The organism is Micromonospora sp. NPDC047670, from assembly GCF_043204915.1.
In the GTDB taxonomy this organism is placed as follows: Bacteria; Actinomycetota; Actinomycetes; order Mycobacteriales; family Micromonosporaceae; genus Micromonospora.
Map to the genome: position 1 here is coordinate 144,103 of NZ_JBIDDA010000012.1, position 22,888 is coordinate 166,990.

Consider the following 22,888-nt stretch of genomic DNA (forward strand, 5'->3'; position numbering starts at 1 on the left):
AGACGCGGTGCGGGGCAGCCTCGTGGCGGCTCCGCGCGTAGCGAGGAGCCGACATGAACGTCGACTACGAGGCGGCGGCCAGGGAGCTGGTCGACGCGCGGGAGCACGGCAAGCCCTGCCCGCCGCTGCGCGGCCGCCTGCTGCCAGAGGGGGACGTCACCTCGGCGTACGTCGTCCAGCAGCTCCAGGTGCGACAGTGGGTGCAGCGGGGCTACCGCCGGGTGGGCGCGAAGATCGGGCTGACGTCGCGGGCCGTGCAGGAGAGCCTCGGCGTCTACCAGCCCGACTTCGGGGTGCTGACCGACGCGATGGCGGTGCCCGACGGCGCCGAGGTGGCGATCGACCGGCTGCTCCAGCCCCGGGTGGAGGCGGAGGTCGCCTTCGTGCTCGGCGCGGACCTGCCCGACGAGCGGGTCACCACCGCGGACCTGATCCGGGCGGTCGACCACCTGCTGCCGGCGATCGAGATCGTCGACTCGCGGATCGCCGGCTGGGACATCTCCATCGTGGACACCGTCGCCGACAACGCCTCCAGCGGCCTGTTCGTGCTCGGCACCACGCCGCGCCGGCTCGCCGACGTGGACCTGCGGCTGTGCGGGATGGTGCTGGAGCACGCCGGGGAGCCGGTGTCGGTGGGGGCGGGCGCGGCCTGCCTGGACAACCCGCTGCACGCGCTGGAGTGGCTGGCGCGGACGATGGCCCGCTCCGGCGACCCGCTGCGCGCGGGTGACGTGGTGCTCTCCGGGGCACTCGGCCCGATGGTGCCGGTGACCCCGGGCGCGGCGTACGAGGCGCGGATCTCCGGCCTCGGCTCGGTCCGGACGTGTTTCTCCCGGGAGGCGTCATGAGTGTCGGGGTGGCGGTGATCGGGTCGGGCAACATCGGCACCGATCTGATGATCAAGGTGCTCCGGCTCTCGGAGTCGCTGCGCATGGTGGCGATGGCCGGCATCGACCCGGAGTCCGACGGTCTCGCCCGGGCCCGGCGCCTCGGCGTGGCGACCACCGCCGAGGGCGTCGACGGGCTGGTGGCGATGCCCGAGTTCGCCGACGTCGAGCTGGTCTTCGACGCCACCTCGGCCGGCGCGCACCGGCACAACGACGCGGTGCTGCGCGCGCACGGCCGCACGGTGGTGGACCTGACCCCCGCCGCGATCGGCCCGTACGTGGTGCCGCCGGTCAACCTCGACGAGCACCTGCACGAGCGCAACGTCAACATGGTGACCTGCGGCGGGCAGGCCACCGTGCCGATCGTCGCCGCCGTCGGCCGGGTGACCCCGGTGGCGTACGGGGAGATCGTCGCCTCGATCGCCTCGAAGTCGGCGGGGCCGGGCACCCGGGCGAACATCGACGAGTTCACCGAGACCACCGCCCGGGCGATCGAGGTGGTCGGCGGCGCCGAGCGCGGCAAGGCGATCATCGTGCTCAACCCGGCCGACCCGCCGCTGCTGATGCGCGACACCGTCTACTGCCTCTGCCCGGACGACGACGCCGACCGGGCCGCGATCGCCGCCTCGGTCGCCGACATGGTGGCGGCCGTGCAGGAGTACGTCCCCGGCTACCGGCTCAAGCAGACCGTGCAGTTCGACTGGATCGACACGTACGTGCCGACGTTGGGCCGGAACCTCACCGGGTTGCAGGTCTCGGTCTTCCTGGAGGTCTCCGGAGCCGGGCACTACCTGCCGGCGTACGCCGGGAACCTGGACATCATGACCTCGGCCGCGCTGCGCACCGCGGAGCGGCTGGTGGCGCGGCGGGCGTCGGCCCGCGGCGTCGGCGCGTCGGCCGGCGACGTCGTGGAGGTGACCGCATGACGGACCTGTACATCCAGGACGTGACGCTGCGCGACGGCATGCACGCCATCGCCCACCGCTACACCGTCGACCAGGTGCGCACCATCGCCGCCGCCCTGGACGCGGCGGGGGTGGCCGCCATCGAGGTGGCGCACGGCGACGGGCTCGCCGGCTCCAGCGTCAACTACGGCCACGGCGCGGCCAGCGACGCCGAGTGGATCTCGGCGGCGGCCGAGGTGATGACGCACGCGAAGCTGACCACGCTGCTGCTGCCCGGGATCGGCACCATCGCCGACCTGAGGGCGGCGAAGGCGCTCGGGGTGACCAGCGTGCGGATCGCCACCCACTGCACCGAGGCGGACATCTCGGCCCAGCACATCTCGTGGGCCCGGGAGAACGGCATGGACGTCTCCGGCTTCCTGATGATGTCGCACATGAACGACCCGGCCGGGCTGGCCGCCCAGGCCAAGCTCATGGAGTCGTACGGCGCGCACTGCGTCTACGTCACCGACTCCGGGGGCCGGTTGCTGATGTCCGACGTGGCCGAGCGGGTCGACGCGTACCGGCAGGTGCTGGAGCCGGAGACGCAGATCGGCATCCACGCCCACCACAACCTCTCGTTCGGGGTGGCCAACAGCGTGGTCGCGGTCGAGCACGGCCGGATCCTCGGCGACGGGCCGGTCGGCTCGCCGCCCGGCCGGACGGTGCGGGTGGACGCCTCGCTGGCCGGCCAGGGCGCCGGGGCCGGCAACGCGCCGCTGGAGGTCTTCGTCGCGGTCGCCGAGCTGCACGGCTGGAAGCACGGCTGCGACGTCTTCGCGCTGATGGACGCCGCCGACGACATCGTCCGCCCGCTGCAGGACCGCCCGGTCCAGGTCGACCGGGAGACGCTCTCGCTCGGGTACGCCGGGGTCTACTCCAGCTTCCTGCGGCACGCCGAGCGCGCCTCGGCCAGGTACGGCGTGGACGTCCGCTCGATCCTGGTCGAGCTGGGCCGGCGCCGGATGGTCGGCGGGCAGGAGGACATGATCGTGGACGTGGCGCTGGACCTCGCCGGCAAGGGGGAATCGTGATCGGCCCGGACACGGCGGGGATCGCCGAGCGGCTGGGCGTGGCGGCCGACACGGCCACCGCGATCCCGCAACTGGCCGCCGAGACCGGCCTGGACGTCGACGCCGCGTACGCGGTGCAGACCGCGCTGCTGCAACGCCGGCTCGACCGGGGCGAACGGCTGGTCGGGTTGAAGATGGGCCTGACCAGCAGGGCGAAGATGGCCCAGGTCGGCGTGGACGAGGTCATCTGGGGCCGGCTCACCGACGCGATGCGGGTGCCCGACGGCGGCGCCGTCGACGTCGGCGACCACATCCACCCCCGGGTCGAGCCGGAGGTGGCGTTCCTGCTGGACCGGCTCCCCGAGCCCGGCGAGCCGGTCGGCGACTTCACCGACGCGGTCCGGGCGGTCGCCCCGGCCATCGAGCTGATCGACTCCCGGTACGCGAACTTCGCCTTCTCGCTGCCCGACGTGATCGCCGACAACACCTCGGCCGCCGCGTTCGTGGTCGGGCCGTGGCGCCCGGTGCCGGACGGGCTGGACAACCTGGGCGTGCTGCTGGAGGTCGACGGGCGGGTGGCGCAGGTCGGCTCGACCGCCGCCATCCTGGGCGACCCGCGCCGGGCGCTCGACGAGGGCATCCGGCTGGCCGGGCGGCACGGGGTGCGGCTGCGTTCCGGCTGGGTGTTCCTGGCCGGCGCGGCGACCGCCGCCGTGCCGCTGCGCCCCGGCGCCCATGTCCGGGCCGTCGTCGAGAAGCTCGGCACCGCTTCGCTGCGGGCGTCGTCGTGATCCGGGGTGGGGGTTCCGGCCAGCCCGGCCGGCTCCGGGCGGTCAGGCTTGATCCCTGCGCCGGCCGGGCTGCCCGCAACCCCGTCGTGGTTGCCGCTCGGGCGTGGCTGCCAGGTGGTGGGTCATGACCGGCGAGGCGCGCGTCGTGGCGGGGAAGGCCGTGCCGCGGGGAGCGTTTCCGCACGTCAAGGTGGCCGGCGGGTTCGTGTTCGTCTCCGGTACGTCGTCGCGGCGACCGGACAACACCTTCGCCGGTGTGGAGGTCGACGAGTTCGGCACCACGAACCTCGACATCCGGGCGCAGACCCGCGCGGTGATCGAGAACGTGCGGGACCTGCTGCGCTCGGTCGGCGCCGACCTGTCCGACCTGGTGCAGGTCACCAGCTACCTGGTCAACATGAACGACTTCGGTGGCTACAACGAGGTCTGGGCGGAGTTCTTCGACGCGACCGGCCCGACCCGCACGACGGTGGCGGTGCACCAGTTGCCCCACCCGCATCTGTTGATCGAGATCCAGGCCGTGGCCGTGCTCCCGCAAGGAGGTCAGTCGTCGTGAGTGAGATCGCCGAGCCGTTCAGCTTTCCCGGGTGGATCGCGGAGAACCAGCACCTGCTGAAGCCGCCGGTCGGCAACAAGGAGATGTTCCCGGGCGGGGACGACTTCATCGTGATGGTGGTGGGCGGGCCCAACCAGCGCACCGACTTCCACGTCGACCCGTACGAGGAGTTCTTCTACCAGGTCAAGGGCAACATGCACATCAACCTGATGCTCCCGGAGGGGCCGCGTACGGTGCACGTGCGCGAGGGCCAGATGTGGATGCTGCCGCGCAACACCCCGCACTCGCCGCAGCGCCCCGAGGCCGGCTCGATCGGCGTGGTCGTGGAGCGGGTCCGCGAGGAGGGCACGCTCGAGAAGTTCCAGTGGTACTGCCCCGGCTGCGGGCACAAGGTGCACGAGGTCGAGTTGCAGGTCCGCGACATCGCCGCCGACCTGCCCCCGGTCTTCCAGGCGTTCTACGCCGACGAGGCCGCCCGCACCTGCGCGAACTGCGGCGCGCTGCACCCGGGCAAGGGCTGATGCCCGCCGGGTCCACAACGGCGCGGCTCCCGGTGGTCGACGTGCACACGCACGTCGTACCGAAGGGGTGGCCGGACCTCGCCGCGGCGTGCGGCGGGTCCGGCTGGCCCTGGCTGCGGGTCGACTCCGAGCGCGCCGCCATGATCATGGTGGGGGAGACGGAGTTCCGGCCGGTCGGCGCGGAGTGCTGGGACGCCCCGACGCGGCTCGACGACATGGCCGCGGACGGCGTCGACGTCCAGGTGGTCTCGCCGACCCCGGTCTTCTTCGGTTACGACCGCCCGGCCGCGCAGGCCGCGAAGGTCGCCCGGATCTTCAACGACCTCACCCTGGAGGTCACCGCCGCGGGCGGCGACCGGCTGGTGCCGTTCTGCCAGGTGCCGTTGCAGGACCCGGACGCGGCCTGCGCGGAGCTGGACCGCTGCCTGGCGGCGGGGCACGCCGGGGTGGAGATCGGCAACCACGTCGGCGACCGCGACCTGGACGACGCCGGCATCGTGCAGTTCCTGACGCACTGCGCCGAGGTCGGCGCCCCGGTCTTCGTGCACCCCTGGGACATGCCCGGCGGGCCCCGGCTGGACCGGTGGATGGCCCGCTGGCTCACCGGGATGCCCGCCGAGACGCACCTGTCGGTGCTGGCGCTGATCCTCGGCGGCGTCTTCGACCGGGTGCCCGACACGCTGCGGATCTGCTTCGCCCACGGCGGCGGCAGCTTCCCGTTCTGGCTGGGCCGCGCCGACAACGCCTGGCACCGCCGGGGCGACCTGGTACGCGGCGCCTCCACCGCCCCGCCCAGCTCCTACGTCGACCGGTTCCGCGTCGACTCGGTGGTCTTCTCCCCGCCGGCGCTGCGGCTGCTCGTCGACACGATTGGCGTCGAGCGGGTGCTGCTCGGCAGCGACTACCCGTACCCGCTGGGGGAGCGGCCGGTCGGCCGGGTGGTGCGCGAGGCGGACTTCCTCACCGCCGAGCAGCGCGGCATGCTGCTCGGCGGCAACGCCCTGCGCTTCCTCGGCGCCCGTCCCTGACGCGCGCCCGCCCCGGGTGGGGGTGGAGTCCGGAGCCGTCGCGGCCCCAGTGCGCGCGACGGCTCCGGGGCGTGGGTTCAGGAGTGCGGGCAGGTGTCCCGGTACTCCTCGATCGCCGAGCCGCGGGGGGCCGGGCAGAGGAACTGCTCGTAGCGGGTGTCGTCGTCGACGAACCGCTTGAGCCAGGAGATGCTGTACTTCGCCACCGTCACGTTCGACGAGGTGGGCGCGGAGTGGCCGGCGGCGTCCAGCTCCAGGTACGCCTTGTCGAGGGTGGCGGGCAGGCTGGTGTAGAACGGCTCCGAGTGCGACGAGACCGGGGCCACCGTGTCGTTCTCGGCCCCGACGACCAGGGTCGGCACGCGCACTGACGACCAGCTCTTCTGGGTGTGCCAGCCGGTCAGCGGGATCGCCGCCTGCAACGTGGGGCGGGTGCTGGCCGCCGAGAGGCTGCCTCCGCCGCCCATCGAGTGCCCCATCACGGCGAGCCGGTTCCGGTCGATCCGGGTGCGCACGGCGCTGGTGTTGGTCAGGTGATCGAGGGCGGCCAGCAGTTGGGTGCCCCGGCTGGCCGGCTGGTCGTACACCGACCGGGTGTCGATGGTGATGACGACGAAGCCCTGCGAGGCCAGGCGGGGGCCGAGCCAGGCGACGGAGGACTGGCGCGCGGTGAAGCCGGGGGAGATGGCGACCGCGCCGAAGGCGCCCTCGGCGGTGCTCGTCGGGTAGTAGATGGTGCCGCCGCCGAAGCCGCTGACGCTGCCGGCGGCGACGGTGGTCTGCGCGATGGCGAACGGGCCGCGGGTGGCCTCGATGCTTGCCACGGTGGGCGCGGGGCCCCGCTCGTACGGGTTGGCGGCGAGCGGCGCGGCCGGGGGCACGTCCCGGGCGCCGGCCGGTGCGGCGGGTGCGGCGGTCAGGCTCGCGCCGATCAGGGCGAGGGCCAGCAGCGGCCGGCCGGCGCGCGAGAGCCAGCGACGGTCCGGGCCGGGGTGGATGGCGGGTACGGGTTGCACGGCGACGCTCCTCGCGGGGGTGGGGGCGGTGGCGGCGTTGCGGGACCGCCGGGGGGCAGATCGTCATCGATCGATGTTCATCCTGAGGGTGGAGCGCGGGCGGGCGGTCATCCCGATGTGGTCATGTCAGGGGGATATGCCGCCCGGGGCACGCCGGCCGGCCGTGTCGCGCGGCGCGGCGGCGGTGCGGGCGGGCAGGATGAGGGGATGGCCGAGCCGCACGACCTCACCGCGCTGGAGCAGGCCGCCGCGATCGCCCGCGGCGAGCTGTCCAGCGTCGAGTTGGTCGAGCACCACCTCACCCGGGTCGACGCGCTCGGCGACACGGTCGGCGCGTTCGTCACGGTCACCGGCGAGCGGGCCCGCGCGGCGGCCCGCGCCGCCGACGCCGCCCCCGCCGGGGAGCGCGGTCCGCTGCACGGCGTGCCTACCGCGATCAAGGACCTCACCCTCACCGCCGGGGTGCGCACCACCTTCGGCTCGGCCGCCTTCGCCGACTTCGTGCCGCCGGTCGACGCCGACGTGGTGCGGTTCATGGCGGAGGCCGGGCTCGTCAGCCTGGGCAAGACCACCACCTCCGAGCTGGGCTGCTCGCTCTACTCGGAGGGGCTGGTCGCTCCGCCGGCCCGCAACCCGTGGGACCTGGCGTACACCGCCGGGGGCTCCAGCGGCGGGGCGGCGGCGGCCGTCGCGGCCGGGCTGGTGCCGGTCGCCCAGGGCTCCGACGGCGGTGGTTCGCTGCGCATCCCCGCGTCGCTGTGCGGCCTGGTCGGCTACAAGCCCAGCCGGGGTCTGGTCTCCGGCGGTCCGGTCGGCTTCGGCGGCTACGGCCTGCCGACCAACGGGCCGGTCGGGCGGACGGTCGCCGACGTGGCGGCCCTGCTCGACGTGCTGACCCGGCCGGTGCCCGGCGAGCCCTACCTGGCGCCCGCCCCGCCCGAAGGTGGCTGGCTCGCGTCGGCCCGGGCGGCCGAGCCCGGTCGGCTGCGCGTGGGCCGGTTCACCACCCCGATGCTCGCCGACGAGCCGGTCCACCCCGACTGCGTCGCCGCCGTGGACCGGGCCGCCGCGCTGCTCACCGCCGCCGGCCACGAGGTGGTCGAGGTCCCCGCGCCGCTCGGGCCCACGGTGTGGCCGCTGTTCGAGATCGTCTGGTACGTGCTGGCACTCGCGCCCGTGCCGCCCGGGCGGGAGAGCGCGTTGCTGCCGCTGACCCGCCTCCTGCGGGCCCGGGGCGCGGAGATCTCCGCCGGCACCCTCGCCGCCACGCTCGGCGAGCTCCAGGCACAGGTGCGCCTCGGGGTCCGCCGGACCGCCGGCTGTGACCTGCTGCTCTGCCCGGCCCTCGCCACGCCCCAGGCCCCGGTGGGCTGGTTCACCGAGGGCGGCGACCCGGTCGAGGACTTCGAGCGGCAACGCCGGTTCTCGCCGTACTGCGCGGTCTTCAACGTCACGGGCGATCCGTCCGTCTCGCTTCCGGTGGGCGTCACCGCCGAAGGGCTGCCCGTGGGGGTGCTGCTGACCGGCCGGTACGGCGACGACGCGAGGTTGCTCGCCACCGCTGCGCAACTGGAGCACGCCAGTGGCGGGTGGGATCGCCACCCCGCAATCTGGCGGGCCGTCGGCTCCGCTAACGTGAATGGCAGCGGAGTCGGGCGGTCGACGCCATGATCGTCCACCCGACCCGGTCGATCGAGGTCTCTTCTTCCGCCTGGGGGCGTTGGGATTGTCTGTAACCGAGACGTTGCTGGTCTTCGTCGGCATCCCGGCGGCCGCGGTGCTGGTGATCGCCGGCCTGGCGTACGCCGGTAGCCGTGGCGGTGGCGGTGGCGGCGCCAAGCGCTACCGGCCGGGCCGGCCCTTCGACTTCACTCCGGTCTGGTTCCTGGGCCGGCCGGAGCAGCTGGCCGACTCGGCCGGCACCGCGCTGGCGGCGGGCGCGCAGGCGCCGGCGCTGACCAGCCACAAGCTTGAGCGGGCCGGCATCGAGCCGCCGGCCGGTGGAACCGGAGGCGCAAGTGACCGTTGGTGAGAAGCAGGCCGCGGCGGGCAACCCGCCCGAGGTGCTGGACGGGCCGTTCTCGACCCGCCAGCTGCTGCGCATCGACGAGGCCCTGCGCCTGGCCGACCAGGGCACCGGGCTGGTCTTCTCGGTGTTCGTCGGCGGCCTCGACGAGCCGATCCGGGAGCACGCCGAGCGGCTGCACCGCCAGCTCGCCGAGCCGGACCGGTCGGTGCTGATCGCGGTGTCGCCCAACCAGCGCCAGCTGGAGATCGTGACCGGCCGGCACGCCCGCAAGCGCATCCCGGACACGTACGCCCGGCTCGCCGCGCTCTCCATGGTGGCGGCCTTCGGCGGCGGCGACCTCGCCGGCGGCATCATCAACGGCCTCGACCAGCTCGCCAGCCACGCCGGCAGGGGCTGAGCGCCCGCACCTCGCAGCGAAGCCCGGTCCGCTCACAGCGGACCGGGCTTCGTCGTGTGCGCGGATGCCGCGCAGAGACCCTGGTGGGAAGCAACCCCTCCAGGGGCCGTTTCCCACCAGGATCTCCCAGCGGTACGTCCGCTCAGGCGCTCTGGGCGTCCTTGGCGCGGGCCTTGAGGGCGCGGACGACGCCGTCGCGGCCCTCGGCGACCAGCCGGCGCAGCGGGGCCGGGTGGCCGTCGCCCGCCAGCCACGCGTCGGTCGCCGCCACGGTGTCGTCCTCCACCAGGTACGCCGGGTACGCCAGCTGCGCGAACTCCTGCGCCGGCTCGCTGTCGCGGTTGGCCCAGACCGTGGCCACCTCGGCGAAGTACCTCTCCCGGTACGGCGTGACCAGCTCCAGCTGCGCCGGGTGGGCGAGACCCTGCAGCAGCGCCCGGTTGCGCCAGTTCGGCAGCGCCTCCGGGCCGGTCAGCTCGGCCCAGACCGCGGCCTTGTTCTCCGCCGTCGGCACCAGCGCGCGGGCGTACGCGGCCTCCCGCTCGCCGCTGGCCGTCCGGTCCGTGGCCAGCTCGGCGTCGATCTCGGCGGGGCCGGCAGCGCCGTTGGCGACCAGCGCGTCCAGCACCGTCCAGCGCAGCTCGGTGTCGACGGTCAGCCCGGCGGGGACGCCGGTGCCGGCCAGCCAGCCGCGCAGGGCGGCCAGGTCCTCGGCGGAGCGGGCCGCCGAGGCGTACGCCCGGGCCCAGGCGAGCTGGAAGCCGCTGCCCGGCTCCGCGGCGGCCAGCGCGGTGCGGGCGGTACGCGCCAGCTCCGCCCAGCCGGTCGGCGCCCAGGCCGGGTCGGCGTAGTAGGTGAGCGTGGTGGTGGCCTGCCGCAGCGTCGCGGTGACCAGGTTGATGTCGGTCTCGGCGGGCAGCCCGGCCAGCACCAGCGCCACGTAGTCGCGGGCGGCCAGCTCGGCGTCCCGGGTCATGTCCCACGCGGCCGTCCAGCAGAGCGCGCGGGCCAGCGACGACTCGAGCCCGGCGATGTGCTGCACGACGGTGGCCATCGACCGCTCGTCCAGCCGCAGCTTGGTGTAGGTGAGGTCGTCGTCGTTGAGCAGCAGCACGTCGGCGGCGCGCACGCCGCGCAGCTCGGCCAGCTCCGTCCGGTCGCCGGTCACGTCCGCCTCGAGCCGCTGGCGCCGGACCAGCCGGCCGTCGGTCAGGTCGTAGAGGCCGACCCCGATCCGGTGCGTGCGCAGCGTCGGATGCCCGGCCGGCGCCTCCTGGCGCACCACGACGTTCTCGTAGGTGCCGTCGGCGCCGATCGTCACCTCCGGCCGCAGCGTGTTGACCTGCGCGGTCTCCAGCCACTGGGCGGCGAACTTGCGCAGCTCCCGGCCGGAGGCGGTCTCCAGCTCGGAGAGCAGGTCGTCGAAGGTGGCGTTGCCCCACGCGTGCTTGCCGAAGTACGCCCGCAGCCCGGCCAGGAACGGCTCCTCGCCCACGTACGCGACCAGCTGCTTGAGCACGCTGGCGCCCTTGGCGTAGGTGATGCCGTCGAAGTTGACCTCGACGGCCTCCAGGTCCGGCATCTCGCAGTACACCGGGTGGGTGGAGGAGAGCTGGTCCTGCCGGTAGCCCCAGTTCTTGCGGATGGACAGGAAGGTCGTCCACGCCTCGCGGAACCGGGTGGCGTGGGTGTTGCACCAGTGGCTGGCCCACTCGGCGAACGACTCGTTCAGCCACAGGTCGTTCCACCAGCGCATGGTGACCAGGTCGCCGAACCACATGTGGGCCAGCTCGTGCAGGATCGTGTTGGCGCGCTGCTCGTACTCGAAGTCGGTGACCTGCGAGCGGAAGATGTAGTGCGCCTCGGCGTGCGTGACGCAGCCGAAGTTCTCCATCGCGCCGGCGTTGAAGTCGGGCACCCAGAGCTGGTCGTACTTGGGCAGCGGGTAGCGCACGCCGAACTGCTCGTGGAAGAAGTCGAAGCCCTGCTTGGTGATCAGGAAGAGGTCGTCCGAGTCCATGTACTGCGCCATCGAGGCCCGGCAGTACGCGCCCAGGTCGATGCCGTCGTGGCTGTCCCGCACCTCGTGGTACGGGCCGGCGCAGAGGGCGGTGATGTAGGTGCTCATCCGCACGGAGGTGGCGAAGTGCACCGTCTTCAGGCCCTCGCCCGCCGCCTCCTCGCGCTCCACCGGCATGTTCGAGACCACCTTCCAGTGGTCCGGAACGGTGGCGTGCCAGGTGTAGACGCTCTTCAGGTCGGGCTGGTCGAAGCAGGCGAAGACACGCTGGGCGTCGGCCGTCTCGAACTGGCTGTAGAGGTAGGTCTCGCCGTCGACCGGGTCGACGGTGCGGTGCAGGCCCTGCCCGCTGTTCGAGTACGCGAAGTCCGCGTCGACCACCAGCGTGTTCTCGCCCGCCAGCCCGGAGAGCGTCAGGCCCTTCTCCGCCGACCAGCCGCTGAGGTCGACCGGGGCGCCGTTCAGCGTGGCGGACCGCACCGAGTCGGCGGCCACCTCGATGAAGGTGCTCGCCCCCGGCTCGGTGCACCGGAACCGGACCTCGGTGGTCGATCGGAAGGTGCGACCCTCGGCCGCCTGGACGGCGGTCGAGAGGTCCAGACTGATGTCGTACCCGGTCACGTCGAGCAGGCGGGCCCGCTCGGTGGCCTCGACCTGCGTCAGGTTGCGCACTCCCGGCACTGTTCGTCTCCATCCCGTCTCGCCGTACGCCTCGTTGGCGCCCGTCACCGACCGCTCGTGACGGCCGGATTCGAGTCTTCCATGCACGAACACCCCGCGGTGGGCGAGGTCACGCTCTCATTCCGCTGTCGGTCGATGCCCGCCGGGGTGAAGATCGCAGGACGGCGCCGGGAGGCCGGCGCCCTGGTCGTGAAGGGACCCACCGTGAGCGAGCGTGTCGCCGTAGACATGTGGTTCGACCCCATCTGCCCATGGGCGTGGATCACCTCCCGCTGGCTGCTGGAGGTGGAGCAGGTCCGGGAGGTGGACATCCGCTTCCACGTGATGAGCCTGTCGGTGCTCAACGAGGGGCGGGAGCTGCCCGAGCAGTACCAGGAGCTGATGCGCACGGGCTGGGGCCCGGTGCGGGTCTGCATCGCGGCGGAGCAGCGGTACGGCCAGGAGGCGGTCCGCAAGCTCTACACCGCGCTGGGCACCCGGATCCACCTCGGGCAGGAGAAGCTCTCGCCGGAGCTGTTCGCGGCCGCGCTGACCGACGCCGGGCTCGACCCCGCGCTGGCGGACGCCGCCGACAGCGCCGGCCACGACGAGGCGCTGCGGGCCAGCCACGAGGCCGGCATGCGCCCGGTCGGCACCGACGTCGGCACCCCCGTGATCCACGCGCCCGGCCCGGACGGCGGCACGGTCGCCTTCTTCGGCCCGGTGATCACCCCGGCCCCGAAGGGCGAGGCGGCCGGTCGGCTGTGGGACGGCGTCCTGCTGGTCGCCGGCACCCCGGGCTTCTACGAGCTCAAGCGCTCCCGCGAGCTCGGCCCCATCTTCGACTGACCCCGACGGCGCGGGTGCCGGGTCCGGCCCCGGCACCCGCGCCGGTCGGCGCGCCGACGCCGTCGGCCCGGCCCGTCGGCTCGGCCCCGGCCCGCGCGCCCGGCGTGCGCCGCCCGGGGGCTACGGCCTCCCCGCCGACCACGGCGTCACCGGGGGACCGGCGGGATCGTTCTCTTCGGTGTCCGCCGCAGCGACCCGCAGGGCCGCACCCTCGCAGCTCGTGGAGGCAATCCCGATGGCCAAGCACCGTGCGTCCGGTGACGATCCGTCGACCCGGGAGGAGGTGACCGAGAGCCCGGATGCGGCGTACTGGTCGGTCGACGACTCCCGCTGGCCGGCCGTCCGCCCCGACCTGCCCGCGCACATGGCGGACCTGCTCGCCCCGCCGATCGTGGTCGGGGTCGCCCGGGTGCCGGCGACCTCCCGGCTCACCCCGCCGCCCGAGCACCGGCGCAACGCGCCGATCGAGCACCTGCTCGCCCCGGTGGCCGAGCACCGGCGCAACGCCTCCGCCGAGCACCGGCCGGCGGCCAGGCCACGGACGAACGTGCCCGCCGGGCCGGGTGGTTCGGGCCGGCGTTCGGCGAACGCCCCCGCCTCGGGCGGTCGGCACCGCCTGCCGGCGAAGTAGCCGGCCCGGCGTCGCCCCGGCCCGGTCGCGCTTTCACCTGATGGACGTCGCGCGGGTCCGGCGGCGCCGGGACCTCCGCCGCCGGTAGCGTGACCGCACATGACGGTCGTGCATCCGATCGCCCGGGCCTGGATCACCACTGGCGGCACCGGCGCGCAGAACTACGACGAGTTCGCAGACGACGCGGAGATCACCGCGATCATCGAGGCGAACCCGCACAGTGCCCTCGGCATCGAGATGCCGCACCGGGCCCCGGAAAGCCTGGGCAAGTCCTTCCTCGACGCCCTGCCGGACGCGGTGGCCCGCCTCGCCGAGGCCAAGGCCGACGGCAGCTACACCCCCGCCGAGCAGGTCGTGGTCCTCTACCGGATCAGCGCCCCGGGGGAGGAGACGGCGTACGGGCTCTGGGCCATGACCGACACCGACCAGATCTCCACCCGGGCCGACGAGCCCGGTCTGGTCATCCGCAACGAGGACGTCTTCATCGCCAAGGTGCGGGAGCGGGTGGCCCTGGCCGAGGCGCTGGGGCACCTGCTCTCGCCGGTACTCCTGCTCCAGACCGGGCGCGGCGACGAGCTGCACGCCGCGCTCGCGGCGGCGACCGACGCGGCCGGGGCGCCCGCGGCGACCGACACCGACCAGGCCGGTCGCACCCATGCCATCTGGCTGCTCGGGCCCGGCCCGCGGCAGGACGAGCTGACCGCCCTCGCGGGCGGCGGCGAGCTGGTCGTGGCCGACGGCAACCACCGCAGCCTCGCCGCGCAGACCGGCGGGCTGCCGCGCTTCCTGTCGGTGATCACCACGCCGGCGTCGGTGGCGATCCAGCCCTACAACCGCCTCGTCAGCGAGCTGACCACCACCGCCGACGAACTGCTCGACCGGCTCCGCGCCGCCGGCGCCGAGATCACCGATCTCGACGGCCCCGTCGAGGTCCCGGCCGCCGGCGGCACCGTCCACCTCCGGCTGCCCGGCGGGGGATACGCGGTCACCCTGCCGCACGTCGGCGGCGGCCGGCTGGAGAACCTGGACCACGCGCTGGTCGAGCGGCTGCTGCTGCGCGACGCCCTCGGGCTCGACCCGGGCGACAAGCGGATCACCTACGTCGGCGGCGACTACCCGGCGAGCTGGCTGACCGGCGAGGTCGACGCGGGCCGGGCCGAGCTGGCCGTCCTGATCGCCCCGGTGACGGTGGACGACTTCGTGGCCGTGAACCTGGCGCGGGAGAAGATGCCGCGCAAGAGCACCTGGTTCACCCCGAAGGCCCGCGGCGGCCTGGTGGTCGCCGAGCTGTCCCGCTGAGTTGTGACTAATCCGCCCCGGGGCGCCGCCCGCGCGGCGTCCCGGGCGCGGGCCCTGCAAGACTGCGCGGTATGCGCGTCTACCTGGGATCCGACCACGCCGGTTTCGAGTTGAAGGTGCACCTGGTCAACCACCTGACCAAGGAGGGGTACGACGTCGTCGACGTCGGCCCGCACGCCTACGACCCGGACGACGACTACCCGGCCTTCTGCCTGCACACCGGTGACCGGGTGGTGGCGGACGCCGGCAGCCTCGGGGTGGTCATCGGCGGCTCCGGCAACGGCGAGCAGATCGCCGCGAACAAGGTGGCCGGCGTCCGGGCGGCCCTCGCCTGGAGCATCGACACCGCCCAGCTCGCCCGCGAGCACAACGACGCGAACGTCGTCGCGGTCGGCGCCCGCCAGCACACCCTGGACGAGGCGACCGCCATCGTCGAGGCGTTCCTGACCACCCCGTTCTCGGGCAACGAGCGGCACGCCCGCCGGATCGGCCAGATGGCCGACTACGAGCGCACCCGCCAGCTCCCCGACCTGCCCTGACGCCCCCTCCGCGCCCACGCCGGGCAGGCCGCCCTGCCCGGCGCGCGGCGCGGATCGTGGCGGGGTGGACGGCCGCGGGGCCCACACCGCGGCCCGTGGTGGCAGCCGGGCGGCGACGTCAACGGCGGGGCAGGTCCTCGCGGGGGGTCCAGTTCCGGCGGATGACCACCACGCGTTCCTCGGCCGCGGCCAGGTCCTCGTCGGTCGGTCGGGCGGCGTCGCGGGCCCGCATCGCGGCCGTCACGCTCACCTGGGACGAGCCGGAGCCCACCAGCCCGCGCAGGCCGCGCTCGCCCTCGTCGCCCGGGCCGCCCCGGCGAGCGCGCGGGGGATCGGCGCCGTCGTGCACGCCGGCGGTGGCCGCCTGCGGCCCGTCGGTCGCGCCCGGGTCGCCGCCCGAGTGCCGTAGCCGGCGTCGCCGTCGCTCCACGTCCCCCATCAGCCGACCGTACCGCCCGTGGCCCACCCCCGCCGCCCGCCCGCCCCACCTGCTGTCCTGAGGTGCCCGAGGAGCCCGGCCGGTTCGCCGAGGCCCACGGCCGGAGCGCCGCGACCGGAAGTGGGGGATTCGTCACGCCGCTGTGCGCAGATCGGTGCGGGCTCGGCTACCGATTTGCCGGCTGGCTACCCTCGGAACCGGACGGCGGCCGGTGGCCGCCATCGGTCCAGGGGAGGGGACGAGATGGCCGACCAGACACAGCCGTGGGCCGAGCGGACCGTCGAGGTGCCGCCGCAGCCCGGTGTCGGGGTGCCGCCGCAGCGGGACGCGTACCGGCGGGGGGTGGCCTCGGTCGGGCAGCCCCGGACTCCGCGCACCGAACCGTTCCCTGTCGTGGAGCAGGAGCCGACCGGCACGGGCTGGCCCGGCGAGCCGGCGCCGCGGCGGCCGCTGAGCTGGCACGTCGCGCAGCTCAAGCGCGGCGGCGAGTGGAGCGCCGCCGGCGCGCTCTTCGCGTTCGTCTGCTGGGGGATCTGGGCGATCTCCGGCGGGGGCGACCTGGCCGGGCCGCTGTTGATCTTCGTGCTCAGCCTGCTGGTGGCGGCCGGCCTCTTCGCGCTGGCCCGGCTGCTGGGCCGGGTGGTGCTGGAGCGGCAGCTGGGCCGGGTGCGGCGCAGCGCGCGGGGGGCGCACCTGGTCACGGCGGTCTTCCTGACCGGCCTGGGCATCGCCTACCTGCAACAGACCGAGTGGGTCGTGTCCGCCTGGAACTGGATCAGCGGGAACTGACCGCACGCCCGGGCGGGTCGGCTCCGCCGCCCGCCCGCGCGTCCGGTCGCGGGGTGCCGCGACCCCGGTCGTTCTCCACCCCACCAGGTCGGCGGCTGCTTACCCGGCCGGCCGCGGTTCATCCGCGCCCCGGCCGGGCTGACCTGCCGGTCAGTGCTTGCCGCCGTGCCCCTCCGCGTCCGCCTTCGGGGAGGCCACCCGGGCCGCCGGGTCCTCGACGCCCGGCTGTCCGCCGTCCGGCGCGACCATGCCGTCGTAGTTGTAGATCGTGCCGTCCTCGCCGTGCTGCTTCGTCGTGCGGATGTAGCGGTGCATCATGCCGTCGATCTCCACCTCCACGAGGGCGTCGCCGCCCGCGTCGATGGTGCTGCCGTCCCGGGGTCCGCCGACCAGGTATGCCTTCGTGTTCGTGTCCATGAGGCTGCGGTACCCGGGCCGTCCCACCGCAAAACGGACGTCACCCGCCCGGGGGCGTCGCCCGGTGCCGGTGGTATGACCGACGCGGGATGATCCGCGACATTGCCGCTCATCGATAAACGTCCATAGGATCCCGCCATCGGTTGCCGGCGCGTCGACCCCGCGCGCCGCGAAGGTTGGGGAGGCTCCCATGGTCCGTTGGCGCAGACTCGTCGGGCGGTTGGCCGCCGCGTTGGTGGCGATCACCGCAGGCTCGTTCGTCCTGGCCGTGCCGGCCGGCGCCAAGCCCGCGTCCGACGTGACCCCGTACGTCGTCGGCGGGACCCTGGCGGCGCAGGGCGAGTTCCCCTTCATGGTCCGGCTCTCGATGGGCTGCGGCGGGTCCCTCTACAGCCCGCGGCTGGTGCTGACCGCCGCGCACTGTGTCGGCGGGACCGGCGCCAACACCAGCATCACCGCCACCCTCGGCGTGGTCGACCTCCAGTCGTCGAGCCGGATCCAGGTGCGGTCCAACTACGTCTACCGCGCGCCCGGCTACAACGGCAACGGCAAGGACTGGGCCCTGATCCGCCTGGCGACCCCGGTGACCACGCTCCCCACGCTCAAGATCGCCACCAGCACCGCGTACGACAACGGCACCTTCACTATCGCCGGGTGGGGTGCCACCCGGGAGGGTGGCGCGCAGCAGCGCTACCTGCGCAAGGCCACCGTGCCGTTCGTCAGCGACGCCACCTGCAACTCGTACTACGGCGGCCAGATCATCGCGAGCGAGGAGATCTGCGCGGGCTACGCCAGCGGCGGCGTCGACACCTGCCAGGGCGACTCGGGCGGCCCGATGTTCCGGCGGGACGCGAGCAACGCCTGGATCCAGGTCGGGATCACGAGCTGGGGCAACGGCTGCGCGCGGCCCAACTATCCCGGCGTCTACACCCAGGTGAGCACCTTCGCCCCGGCGATCGCCTCGGCGGCGGCGAGCCTCGGCGGCTGATCGCACGACGACACGCGGGGACCCGACCGGCCTGCCGGTCGGGTCCCCGCGTGTCCGCTCCGGCGGCTACCGGAGGTGATCGGCCCTGCTCGGCCGGGTGAAGCGGGTGGCCCGCGCGGCTCCGCCGCGACCGGGGCGCCCCGGCGGCGGCGGGTGGGGAATCTCCGCCCGGGGCCGGCCGTGCGCGGAGGATCGCCTGGTCGCGGGCGGATTTCCCGGACGGTCGGGCGTCCGGTGGGGTGCCGACCCGCCGCCACTCCTGAAAGTGATCGCCATCGATGTAGCAGAAAGTTGCATATTCCCTACGGTCGATCAGCCCTCTAATGTCCATGACCAACGGCCGGCCATCGACCAGCGCCGATCACTGTCGGCGTGCGTCGGGCCGGCTCGGCTCCGTCCGCGGCTGGCAACGGGACAGCCGCGCGGGCTCGGGACAGGAGGCGTGATGAGGTCGGGCGACAGCGGGTGCGCGGCACCGGTTCCCGTCTCGGACGGGTCGACGTACCGGTACACCGCCACCCGCCCGGCGGCCGCCGGGCCGCAGCCCGCGGACGACCGGGCGGCCACGGCCGCCCTGGCCGCCGTGGAGCTGCTCGACCGGCTGGGCCGCCAGGCGCCGGTGCGGGTCCGGGCCGGCGCGGCGGTGCTCGACCTGCCGGCCTGGCCGGCGCGGGTGCACCGGATGCCCGGCGACCGGGCCCGCGCCACGCTCCGCGCGTGCGCCGCCGCCCTCGACCACGAGGGCGCCGACCACGTCCTCGTGCTGCTCGACGGCGGGTCGCCCGCGTCCTCCGCCGGCGTCCCGCCGGTGCTGCTCACCGCCGACGTCACCGACGCTGCCGTCGCGGTCGTGCTCCACTGCGCCGCCGACGACCCGTGGTCGGCCGGCGGCGCCGCCGTGGCGGAGATGTACGCCGAACTGCTCGCCGCCCTGCTCGCCGACCCGGCGCTGCCCACGTCGGCGGCGCCGGCCCTCGGGCCCGCCTCCCGGGCGCTGGTCGACGGGGCCGCCGGCCGCCGGCACGACGACGGGCCCTTCGTCGCGGTGCCCCGCATGATCGAAGACCGCGTCGACCTGCATCCGCACCGCCGGGCGGTGTCCTTCCGAGGGCGCTCGCTGACCTACCGGGAACTGGACGACCTGGCCAACGGCGTCGCCGCCGCCCTCGCCGCCCGGGGCGTCGGCCGGGGCGACGTGGTGCCCGTCCTGCTCGCCGACGGCCTCGAACTGCCCGTCGTCGACCTGGCGCTGATGAAGCTCGGCGCGGCCTTCGTGCCCGTCGACCCCGGCTGGCCGGCGGACCGGCTGCGCGCGTCGCTGCGGGTGATCCGCCCCCGGCTCGCCGTGGTCCGCGGCGGCGACCCGCGCCCCGGCACCGGGGACGTCCCCTGCCTAACGGTGGATCTCGACGCCGTCACCCCGACCCGCCGCCGGCCCGGCGTGCCCGTCGGCCCCGGCGACCTGATCTACGGCATCTTCACCTCCGGCACCACCGGCACCCCGAAGTGCGCGGTCAACCGGCACGACGGCATCGCCAACCGGTTCCGGTTCATGACCCGCTACTTCGCGGCCACCGGCACGGAGGTGGTGCTGCAGAACAGCCGGCACACCTTCGACTCGTCGGTCTGGCAGATGTTCTGGCCGCTGACCACCGGCGGTCGGGTGGTGGTGCCCGTCGAGGGCGGCTTCCTCGACGTCGAACGGACCGTCCGGACCATCGCCGACGAGGCCGTCACGATGACCGACTTCGTGCCGAGCGTGCTCGGCGCGCTCGTGTCGGTCCTGGACCGGGACCCGTCCGCCCGCCGCGCCGTCGCCACCCTGCGGCACGTGATCGTCGGCGGTGAGGAGATCGACCCGTGGGCGGTGCACCGCCTGGCGGACCTGGTGCCGGGGGTGTCGGCCACCAACGGGTACGGCCCGACCGAAGCCTCCATCGGCATGGTCTTCCACACCGTCACCCGGTCCGACGGCGACGTCATCCCCATCGGCCGGCCCATCGACAACTGCTACGCGGCCGTGGTGGACGCCGAGCTGCGTCCCCTGCCGCCCGGCGCGACGGGTGAGATCGTCATCGGCGGGGTCTGCCTCGGCGAGGGCTACCTCGGCGACCCGGCCCGCACCGCCGAGGTGTTCGTTCCCAACCCGCTGCCCGGCATCCCCGGCTCCCGGCTCTACCGCACCGGAGACCTCGGCCGCCTCGCCGCCGACGGCCGGCTGCACTTCGCCGGCCGTCGCGACTTCCAGCTCAAGGTCAACGGCGTGCGGATCGAGGCGGGCGAGATCGAGACCGCCGCCACCCGCCTGTCCGGGGTGCGGCAGGCGAAGGTGCTGCTGGCCCGGGAGGGCCGGGCGAAGTCGCTGGCCCTCTTCGTCGCCGCCGACCCGGAGGTGACCGAGCCGGCGCTGCGGGCGCACCTGCGCCGGCTGCTGCCCCGGCCGCACGTCCCCCGGCACGTCGTGGTGCGCGACGCGCTGCCGCTGACCGGCAACGGCAAGGTCGACCGGCGGGCGTTGGAGACCTGGCTCGACCGTACGCTCGCCGAGCGGGCGCGGGCGTCCGCCGCGCGCGCCGAGGCGCGTACGCTGCCGGACCGGGTGCTGGCGGTGTTCCGGAGCGTGCTCGGCCGGCCGGACCTCGGCCCGGACACCGACTTCCTCGACGCCGGGGGCGACTCGCTCCAGGCCCTCGACGTGGTGACCGCGCTCGGTGCCGACCACCGCGTCCGGGTCGGCGTGCAGGACCTCTTCGCCCACCCCACCGCCGCCCGCCTCGCCCGGACGATTGCCGCGCGGCTGGGCGCGGCCGAATCCGCCGAGACCGAGGCGGAGCTGGTCGAACGCGACGCGTCCGTCCCGGCCGACCTGCCGGTGCGTCCCGTGGCCCGGCGCCGGTCGCCGCGCACCGTCCTGGTCACCGGCGCCACCGGGTTCGTCGGCGCGCGGCTGGTCCACGAACTGCTCGCCACCACCGACGTCCGGGTGCTGTGCCTCGCCCGCGCCGGCGACGACGCCGGGGCCACCGCCCGGGTGGTCCGGGCGCTGACCGAGCGGGGCCTGTGGCGTCCCGGCCACACCCCGCGCCTGCGCGGGTACGCCGCCGACCTGGCCCGGCCGGCCCTCGGCCTGGACCCGGACGCCTGGGCCCGGCTCGCCCACGACTGCGACCTCGTGCTGCACGCCGGGGCCCTGGTCAACTTCCTGTTCGACTACCGGGCCCACCGCCAGGCGAACGTCCTCGGCACGGCCGAGCTGCTCCGGCTGGCGCTCACCGGCCGGCCGAAGCCGCTGCACCACGTCTCCACCCTCGGCGTCCTCGACACCGAGGCCGCCCGCCGCACCGACCCCCTGCCGGAGGACTGCGACCCGGCCCTCGCCGTCGCGCCGACCAGCGGCTACAGCCGGTCGAAGTGGGTGGCGGAGCGGTATCTCGCCGAGGCCCGACGGCGCGGCGCCACCGTCACCGTGCTGCGCCTCGGCGAGGTGATGCCGGCCGCCGACGACGGGGTGCCCAACCCCCGGGCGCTGACCCACCTGCTGCTGGCCGCCTGCCACCGGCTGCGGATGCGCCCCGACGCGCCGGTCCGCTCCGACTGGACGCCGGTGGACTGGGCCGCCCGGCGGATCGCCGCCACCGTCGTCGACCCGCGGCTGTGGGGCGGCACCCTGCACGTGCTGCACCCGGTCAGCGTCGACTTCACCGACCTGCCACTGGCCGGCGCGCACGCCCTGCCCCGGGTGAGCTGCGTGCGCTTCGTGGCGGCGCTGCGCGAGGCGGCGACCGACGGCGACCGGGCCGCCGCCGTGCTGCTCGCGCTCTTCCCGCCCGGCGCCGCCGACGAGCAGCGGCTGCGGGCGGTCTTCGCGACGCTGCTCACCGACAATCCCCGGCTGTTCCGCCGCGACGGCTGCGCCGAGCTGGAACGGCGCCGGGGCTTCACCGACCACCGGCTCGGCCCGTCCGTCGACGCCTACCGGGCGTGGCTGGGCGAGCACGAGCGGCGGGAGACCGACCGGCTACTGCTGCCGGCGGGACCAGGGTGACCAGCCGCGCGCGGCGCGGCGACCGGCACGGATGAGGGAGTGGGATGCGATACCGCAGGATGGGTCGGCTCGGCTGGCAGGTCAGCGAGGTCGGGTACGGGATGTGGGGCATCGGGGGCGGTCCCGGCGGCTTCACCGGCTGGGACTACGACACCGCGCCGGCCTGCCTCGACGAGGCGGTGGAACGGGGCTGCAACTTCTTCGACACCGCCTGGGTCTACGGGCGGGGCGTCAGCGAGCGGCTGCTGGGCGCCCTGGTGCGCCGGCACCCGGACCGCCGGCTCTACCTGGCCACCAAGATCCCGCCGAAGAACCGGGAGTGGCCGCCCGGCCCGCAGGACACCCTGGACGACGTCTTCCCGGTCGACCACATCCGCGAGTACACCCACCGCAGCCTGGAGAACCTGGGGGTGGACCGCATCGACCTGCTCCAGTTCCACGTCTGGGAGGACCGCTGGGCCGCCGACGGCCGCTGGCAGGAGGCCGTCGCGGGCCTCAAGAAGGAGGGCGTGGTCGACGGCGTCGGCATCAGCGTCAACCGGTGGGAGCCGACGAACTGCCACGCCGCCCTCGACACCGGGCTGATCGACGTCATCCAGGTCATCTACAACATCTTCGACCAGGCGCCCGAGGACGAGTTGCTCCCGCGCGCCCAGCGCGACGACATCGGGATCATCGCCCGCGTCCCGTTCGACGAGGGCACGCTGACCGGCACCCTGACCGCCGACAGCACCTGGCCGGAGGAGGACTGGCGCAGCACGTACTTCGGCCCGGAGAACCTGCTGCCCAGCGTGGAGCGCGCCGAGCGGCTGGCCGCCGACGTGCCGCCGGGGATGACCATGCCGGAGTTGGCCCTGCGGTTCATCCTGCACCACCCGGCGGTGAGCACGGTGATCCCCGGCATGCGCCGGGTCGAGCACGTCCGCGCCAACCTGGCGGTCAGCGACGGCGCGCCGCTGGCGGCGGGGCTGCTGGAGCGGCTGCGCGCCCACCGCTGGGACCGCAAGCCCACCTGGTGGTCCCAGTGAGG

22 protein-coding genes are annotated in these 22,888 nt (G+C 74.6%); 18 read left to right on the plus strand and 4 right to left on the minus strand.

All coding sequences use genetic code 11. The features are described 5' to 3' along the window. The first annotated feature begins 53 nt into the window (after positions 1-53). From ACGF7U_RS25060 to ACGF7U_RS25090, 7 genes are all read left to right on the plus strand, one after another. Complete coding sequence (locus ACGF7U_RS25060; protein WP_393110522.1) at positions 54-848, plus strand: 2-keto-4-pentenoate hydratase; 795 nt, start codon at positions 54-56, stop codon at positions 846-848. Continuing rightward, positions 845-1,813, plus strand: a complete 969-nt coding sequence (locus ACGF7U_RS25065) for an acetaldehyde dehydrogenase (acetylating) (protein WP_393110524.1) — start codon at positions 845-847, stop codon at positions 1,811-1,813. Before ACGF7U_RS25060 ends, ACGF7U_RS25065 begins: the two co-directional genes overlap by 4 nt. Then, entirely contained in the window at positions 1,810-2,865 is a 1,056-nt protein-coding gene (gene dmpG, locus ACGF7U_RS25070; RefSeq protein WP_393110526.1) for a 4-hydroxy-2-oxovalerate aldolase, read from the plus strand. The genes ACGF7U_RS25065 and dmpG overlap by 4 nt, the downstream gene beginning before the upstream one ends. After that, positions 2,862-3,635 (plus strand): 2-keto-4-pentenoate hydratase, encoded by a 774-nt coding sequence (locus ACGF7U_RS25075; RefSeq protein WP_393110528.1) that lies wholly within the window; start codon positions 2,862-2,864, stop codon positions 3,633-3,635. The genes dmpG and ACGF7U_RS25075 overlap by 4 nt, the downstream gene beginning before the upstream one ends. Positions 3,636-3,759: 124 nt before the next feature. Continuing rightward, positions 3,760-4,191, plus strand: coding sequence for a RidA family protein (locus tag ACGF7U_RS25080; protein WP_393110530.1), 432 nt, complete (start codon positions 3,760-3,762; stop codon positions 4,189-4,191). Further along, a complete protein-coding gene (locus ACGF7U_RS25085; protein WP_091103860.1) occupies positions 4,188-4,712 on the plus strand; it encodes a 3-hydroxyanthranilate 3,4-dioxygenase in 525 nt (174 codons plus the stop codon). Before ACGF7U_RS25080 ends, ACGF7U_RS25085 begins: the two co-directional genes overlap by 4 nt. Continuing rightward, positions 4,712-5,740, plus strand: a complete 1,029-nt coding sequence (locus tag ACGF7U_RS25090) for an amidohydrolase family protein (RefSeq protein WP_393110532.1) — start codon at positions 4,712-4,714, stop codon at positions 5,738-5,740. Before ACGF7U_RS25085 ends, ACGF7U_RS25090 begins: the two co-directional genes overlap by 1 nt. Before the next feature lie 77 nt (positions 5,741-5,817). Here ACGF7U_RS25090 and ACGF7U_RS25095 read toward each other — a convergent pair whose 3' ends face one another. Next, entirely contained in the window at positions 5,818-6,672 is an 855-nt protein-coding gene (locus tag ACGF7U_RS25095) for a dienelactone hydrolase family protein (protein ID WP_393110611.1), read from the minus strand. A gap of 291 nt (positions 6,673-6,963) precedes the next feature. Here ACGF7U_RS25095 and ACGF7U_RS25100 point away from each other — a divergent pair, with 291 nt between their 5' ends. The 3 genes from ACGF7U_RS25100 to ACGF7U_RS25110 all read left to right on the plus strand — a co-directional run bounded on the left by ACGF7U_RS25100 (position 6,964) and on the right by ACGF7U_RS25110 (position 9,182). Next, entirely contained in the window at positions 6,964-8,427 is a 1,464-nt protein-coding gene (locus ACGF7U_RS25100; protein ID WP_393110534.1) for an amidase, read from the plus strand. Between the two features lie 73 nt (positions 8,428-8,500). Continuing rightward, the gene (locus ACGF7U_RS25105; RefSeq protein ID WP_091103871.1) at positions 8,501-8,788 is read left to right on the plus strand and encodes a hypothetical protein; all 288 of its coding nucleotides are present in this window, start codon (positions 8,501-8,503) and stop codon (positions 8,786-8,788) included. Then, a complete protein-coding gene (locus ACGF7U_RS25110) occupies positions 8,775-9,182 on the plus strand; it encodes a DUF5130 family protein (RefSeq protein ID WP_393110536.1) in 408 nt (135 codons plus the stop codon). Before ACGF7U_RS25105 ends, ACGF7U_RS25110 begins: the two co-directional genes overlap by 14 nt. A gap of 142 nt (positions 9,183-9,324) precedes the next feature. On the opposite strand, the gene pepN is transcribed toward ACGF7U_RS25110, so the two are convergent. Continuing rightward, positions 9,325-11,874 (minus strand): aminopeptidase N, encoded by a 2,550-nt coding sequence (gene pepN, locus ACGF7U_RS25115; protein WP_393110538.1) that lies wholly within the window; start codon positions 11,872-11,874, stop codon positions 9,325-9,327. A 213-nt stretch (positions 11,875-12,087) separates the two neighbouring features. On the opposite strand from pepN, the gene ACGF7U_RS25120 reads away from it, so the two are divergent. The 4 genes from ACGF7U_RS25120 to ACGF7U_RS25135 all read left to right on the plus strand — a co-directional run bounded on the left by ACGF7U_RS25120 (position 12,088) and on the right by ACGF7U_RS25135 (position 15,180). After that, positions 12,088-12,711: a disulfide bond formation protein DsbA gene (locus ACGF7U_RS25120; protein ID WP_393110540.1), complete on the plus strand. Its 624-nt coding sequence runs from the start codon at positions 12,088-12,090 to the stop codon at positions 12,709-12,711. Positions 12,712-12,946: 235 nt separating this feature from the next. Further along, entirely contained in the window at positions 12,947-13,342 is a 396-nt protein-coding gene (locus ACGF7U_RS25125; protein WP_393110542.1) for a hypothetical protein, read from the plus strand. A 99-nt stretch (positions 13,343-13,441) separates the two neighbouring features. Further along, positions 13,442-14,641 (plus strand): DUF1015 family protein, encoded by a 1,200-nt coding sequence (locus ACGF7U_RS25130; RefSeq protein WP_393110544.1) that lies wholly within the window; start codon positions 13,442-13,444, stop codon positions 14,639-14,641. A 71-nt stretch (positions 14,642-14,712) separates the two neighbouring features. Further along, positions 14,713-15,180 (plus strand): ribose-5-phosphate isomerase, encoded by a 468-nt coding sequence (locus tag ACGF7U_RS25135; RefSeq protein WP_393110546.1) that lies wholly within the window; start codon positions 14,713-14,715, stop codon positions 15,178-15,180. Between the two features lie 118 nt (positions 15,181-15,298). Here the strand turns inward: ACGF7U_RS25135 and ACGF7U_RS25140 are convergent, their stop codons facing one another. Beyond that, positions 15,299-15,619, minus strand: coding sequence for a hypothetical protein (locus ACGF7U_RS25140; RefSeq protein ID WP_393110548.1), 321 nt, complete (start codon positions 15,617-15,619; stop codon positions 15,299-15,301). Between the two features lie 243 nt (positions 15,620-15,862). On the opposite strand from ACGF7U_RS25140, the gene ACGF7U_RS25145 reads away from it, so the two are divergent. Next, positions 15,863-16,408, plus strand: a complete 546-nt coding sequence (locus ACGF7U_RS25145) for a hypothetical protein (protein WP_393110550.1) — start codon at positions 15,863-15,865, stop codon at positions 16,406-16,408. Positions 16,409-16,558: 150 nt separating this feature from the next. On the opposite strand, the gene ACGF7U_RS25150 is transcribed toward ACGF7U_RS25145, so the two are convergent. Then, positions 16,559-16,825 carry a hypothetical protein gene (locus ACGF7U_RS25150; protein ID WP_393110552.1) on the minus strand — a complete coding sequence of 89 codons (267 nt, stop codon included), beginning with the start codon at positions 16,823-16,825 and terminating at the stop codon, positions 16,559-16,561. A gap of 190 nt (positions 16,826-17,015) precedes the next feature. On the opposite strand from ACGF7U_RS25150, the gene ACGF7U_RS25155 reads away from it, so the two are divergent. From ACGF7U_RS25155 to ACGF7U_RS25165, 3 genes are all read left to right on the plus strand, one after another. Further along, positions 17,016-17,813 carry a S1 family peptidase gene (locus ACGF7U_RS25155; RefSeq protein WP_393110554.1) on the plus strand — a complete coding sequence of 266 codons (798 nt, stop codon included), beginning with the start codon at positions 17,016-17,018 and terminating at the stop codon, positions 17,811-17,813. Positions 17,814-18,258: 445 nt separating this feature from the next. After that, positions 18,259-21,858: an amino acid adenylation domain-containing protein gene (locus ACGF7U_RS25160; protein ID WP_393110556.1), complete on the plus strand. Its 3,600-nt coding sequence runs from the start codon at positions 18,259-18,261 to the stop codon at positions 21,856-21,858. 44 nt (positions 21,859-21,902) lie between these two features. After that, positions 21,903-22,886 (plus strand): aldo/keto reductase, encoded by a 984-nt coding sequence (locus ACGF7U_RS25165; protein ID WP_393110558.1) that lies wholly within the window; start codon positions 21,903-21,905, stop codon positions 22,884-22,886. Positions 22,887-22,888: the final 2 nt, after the last annotated feature.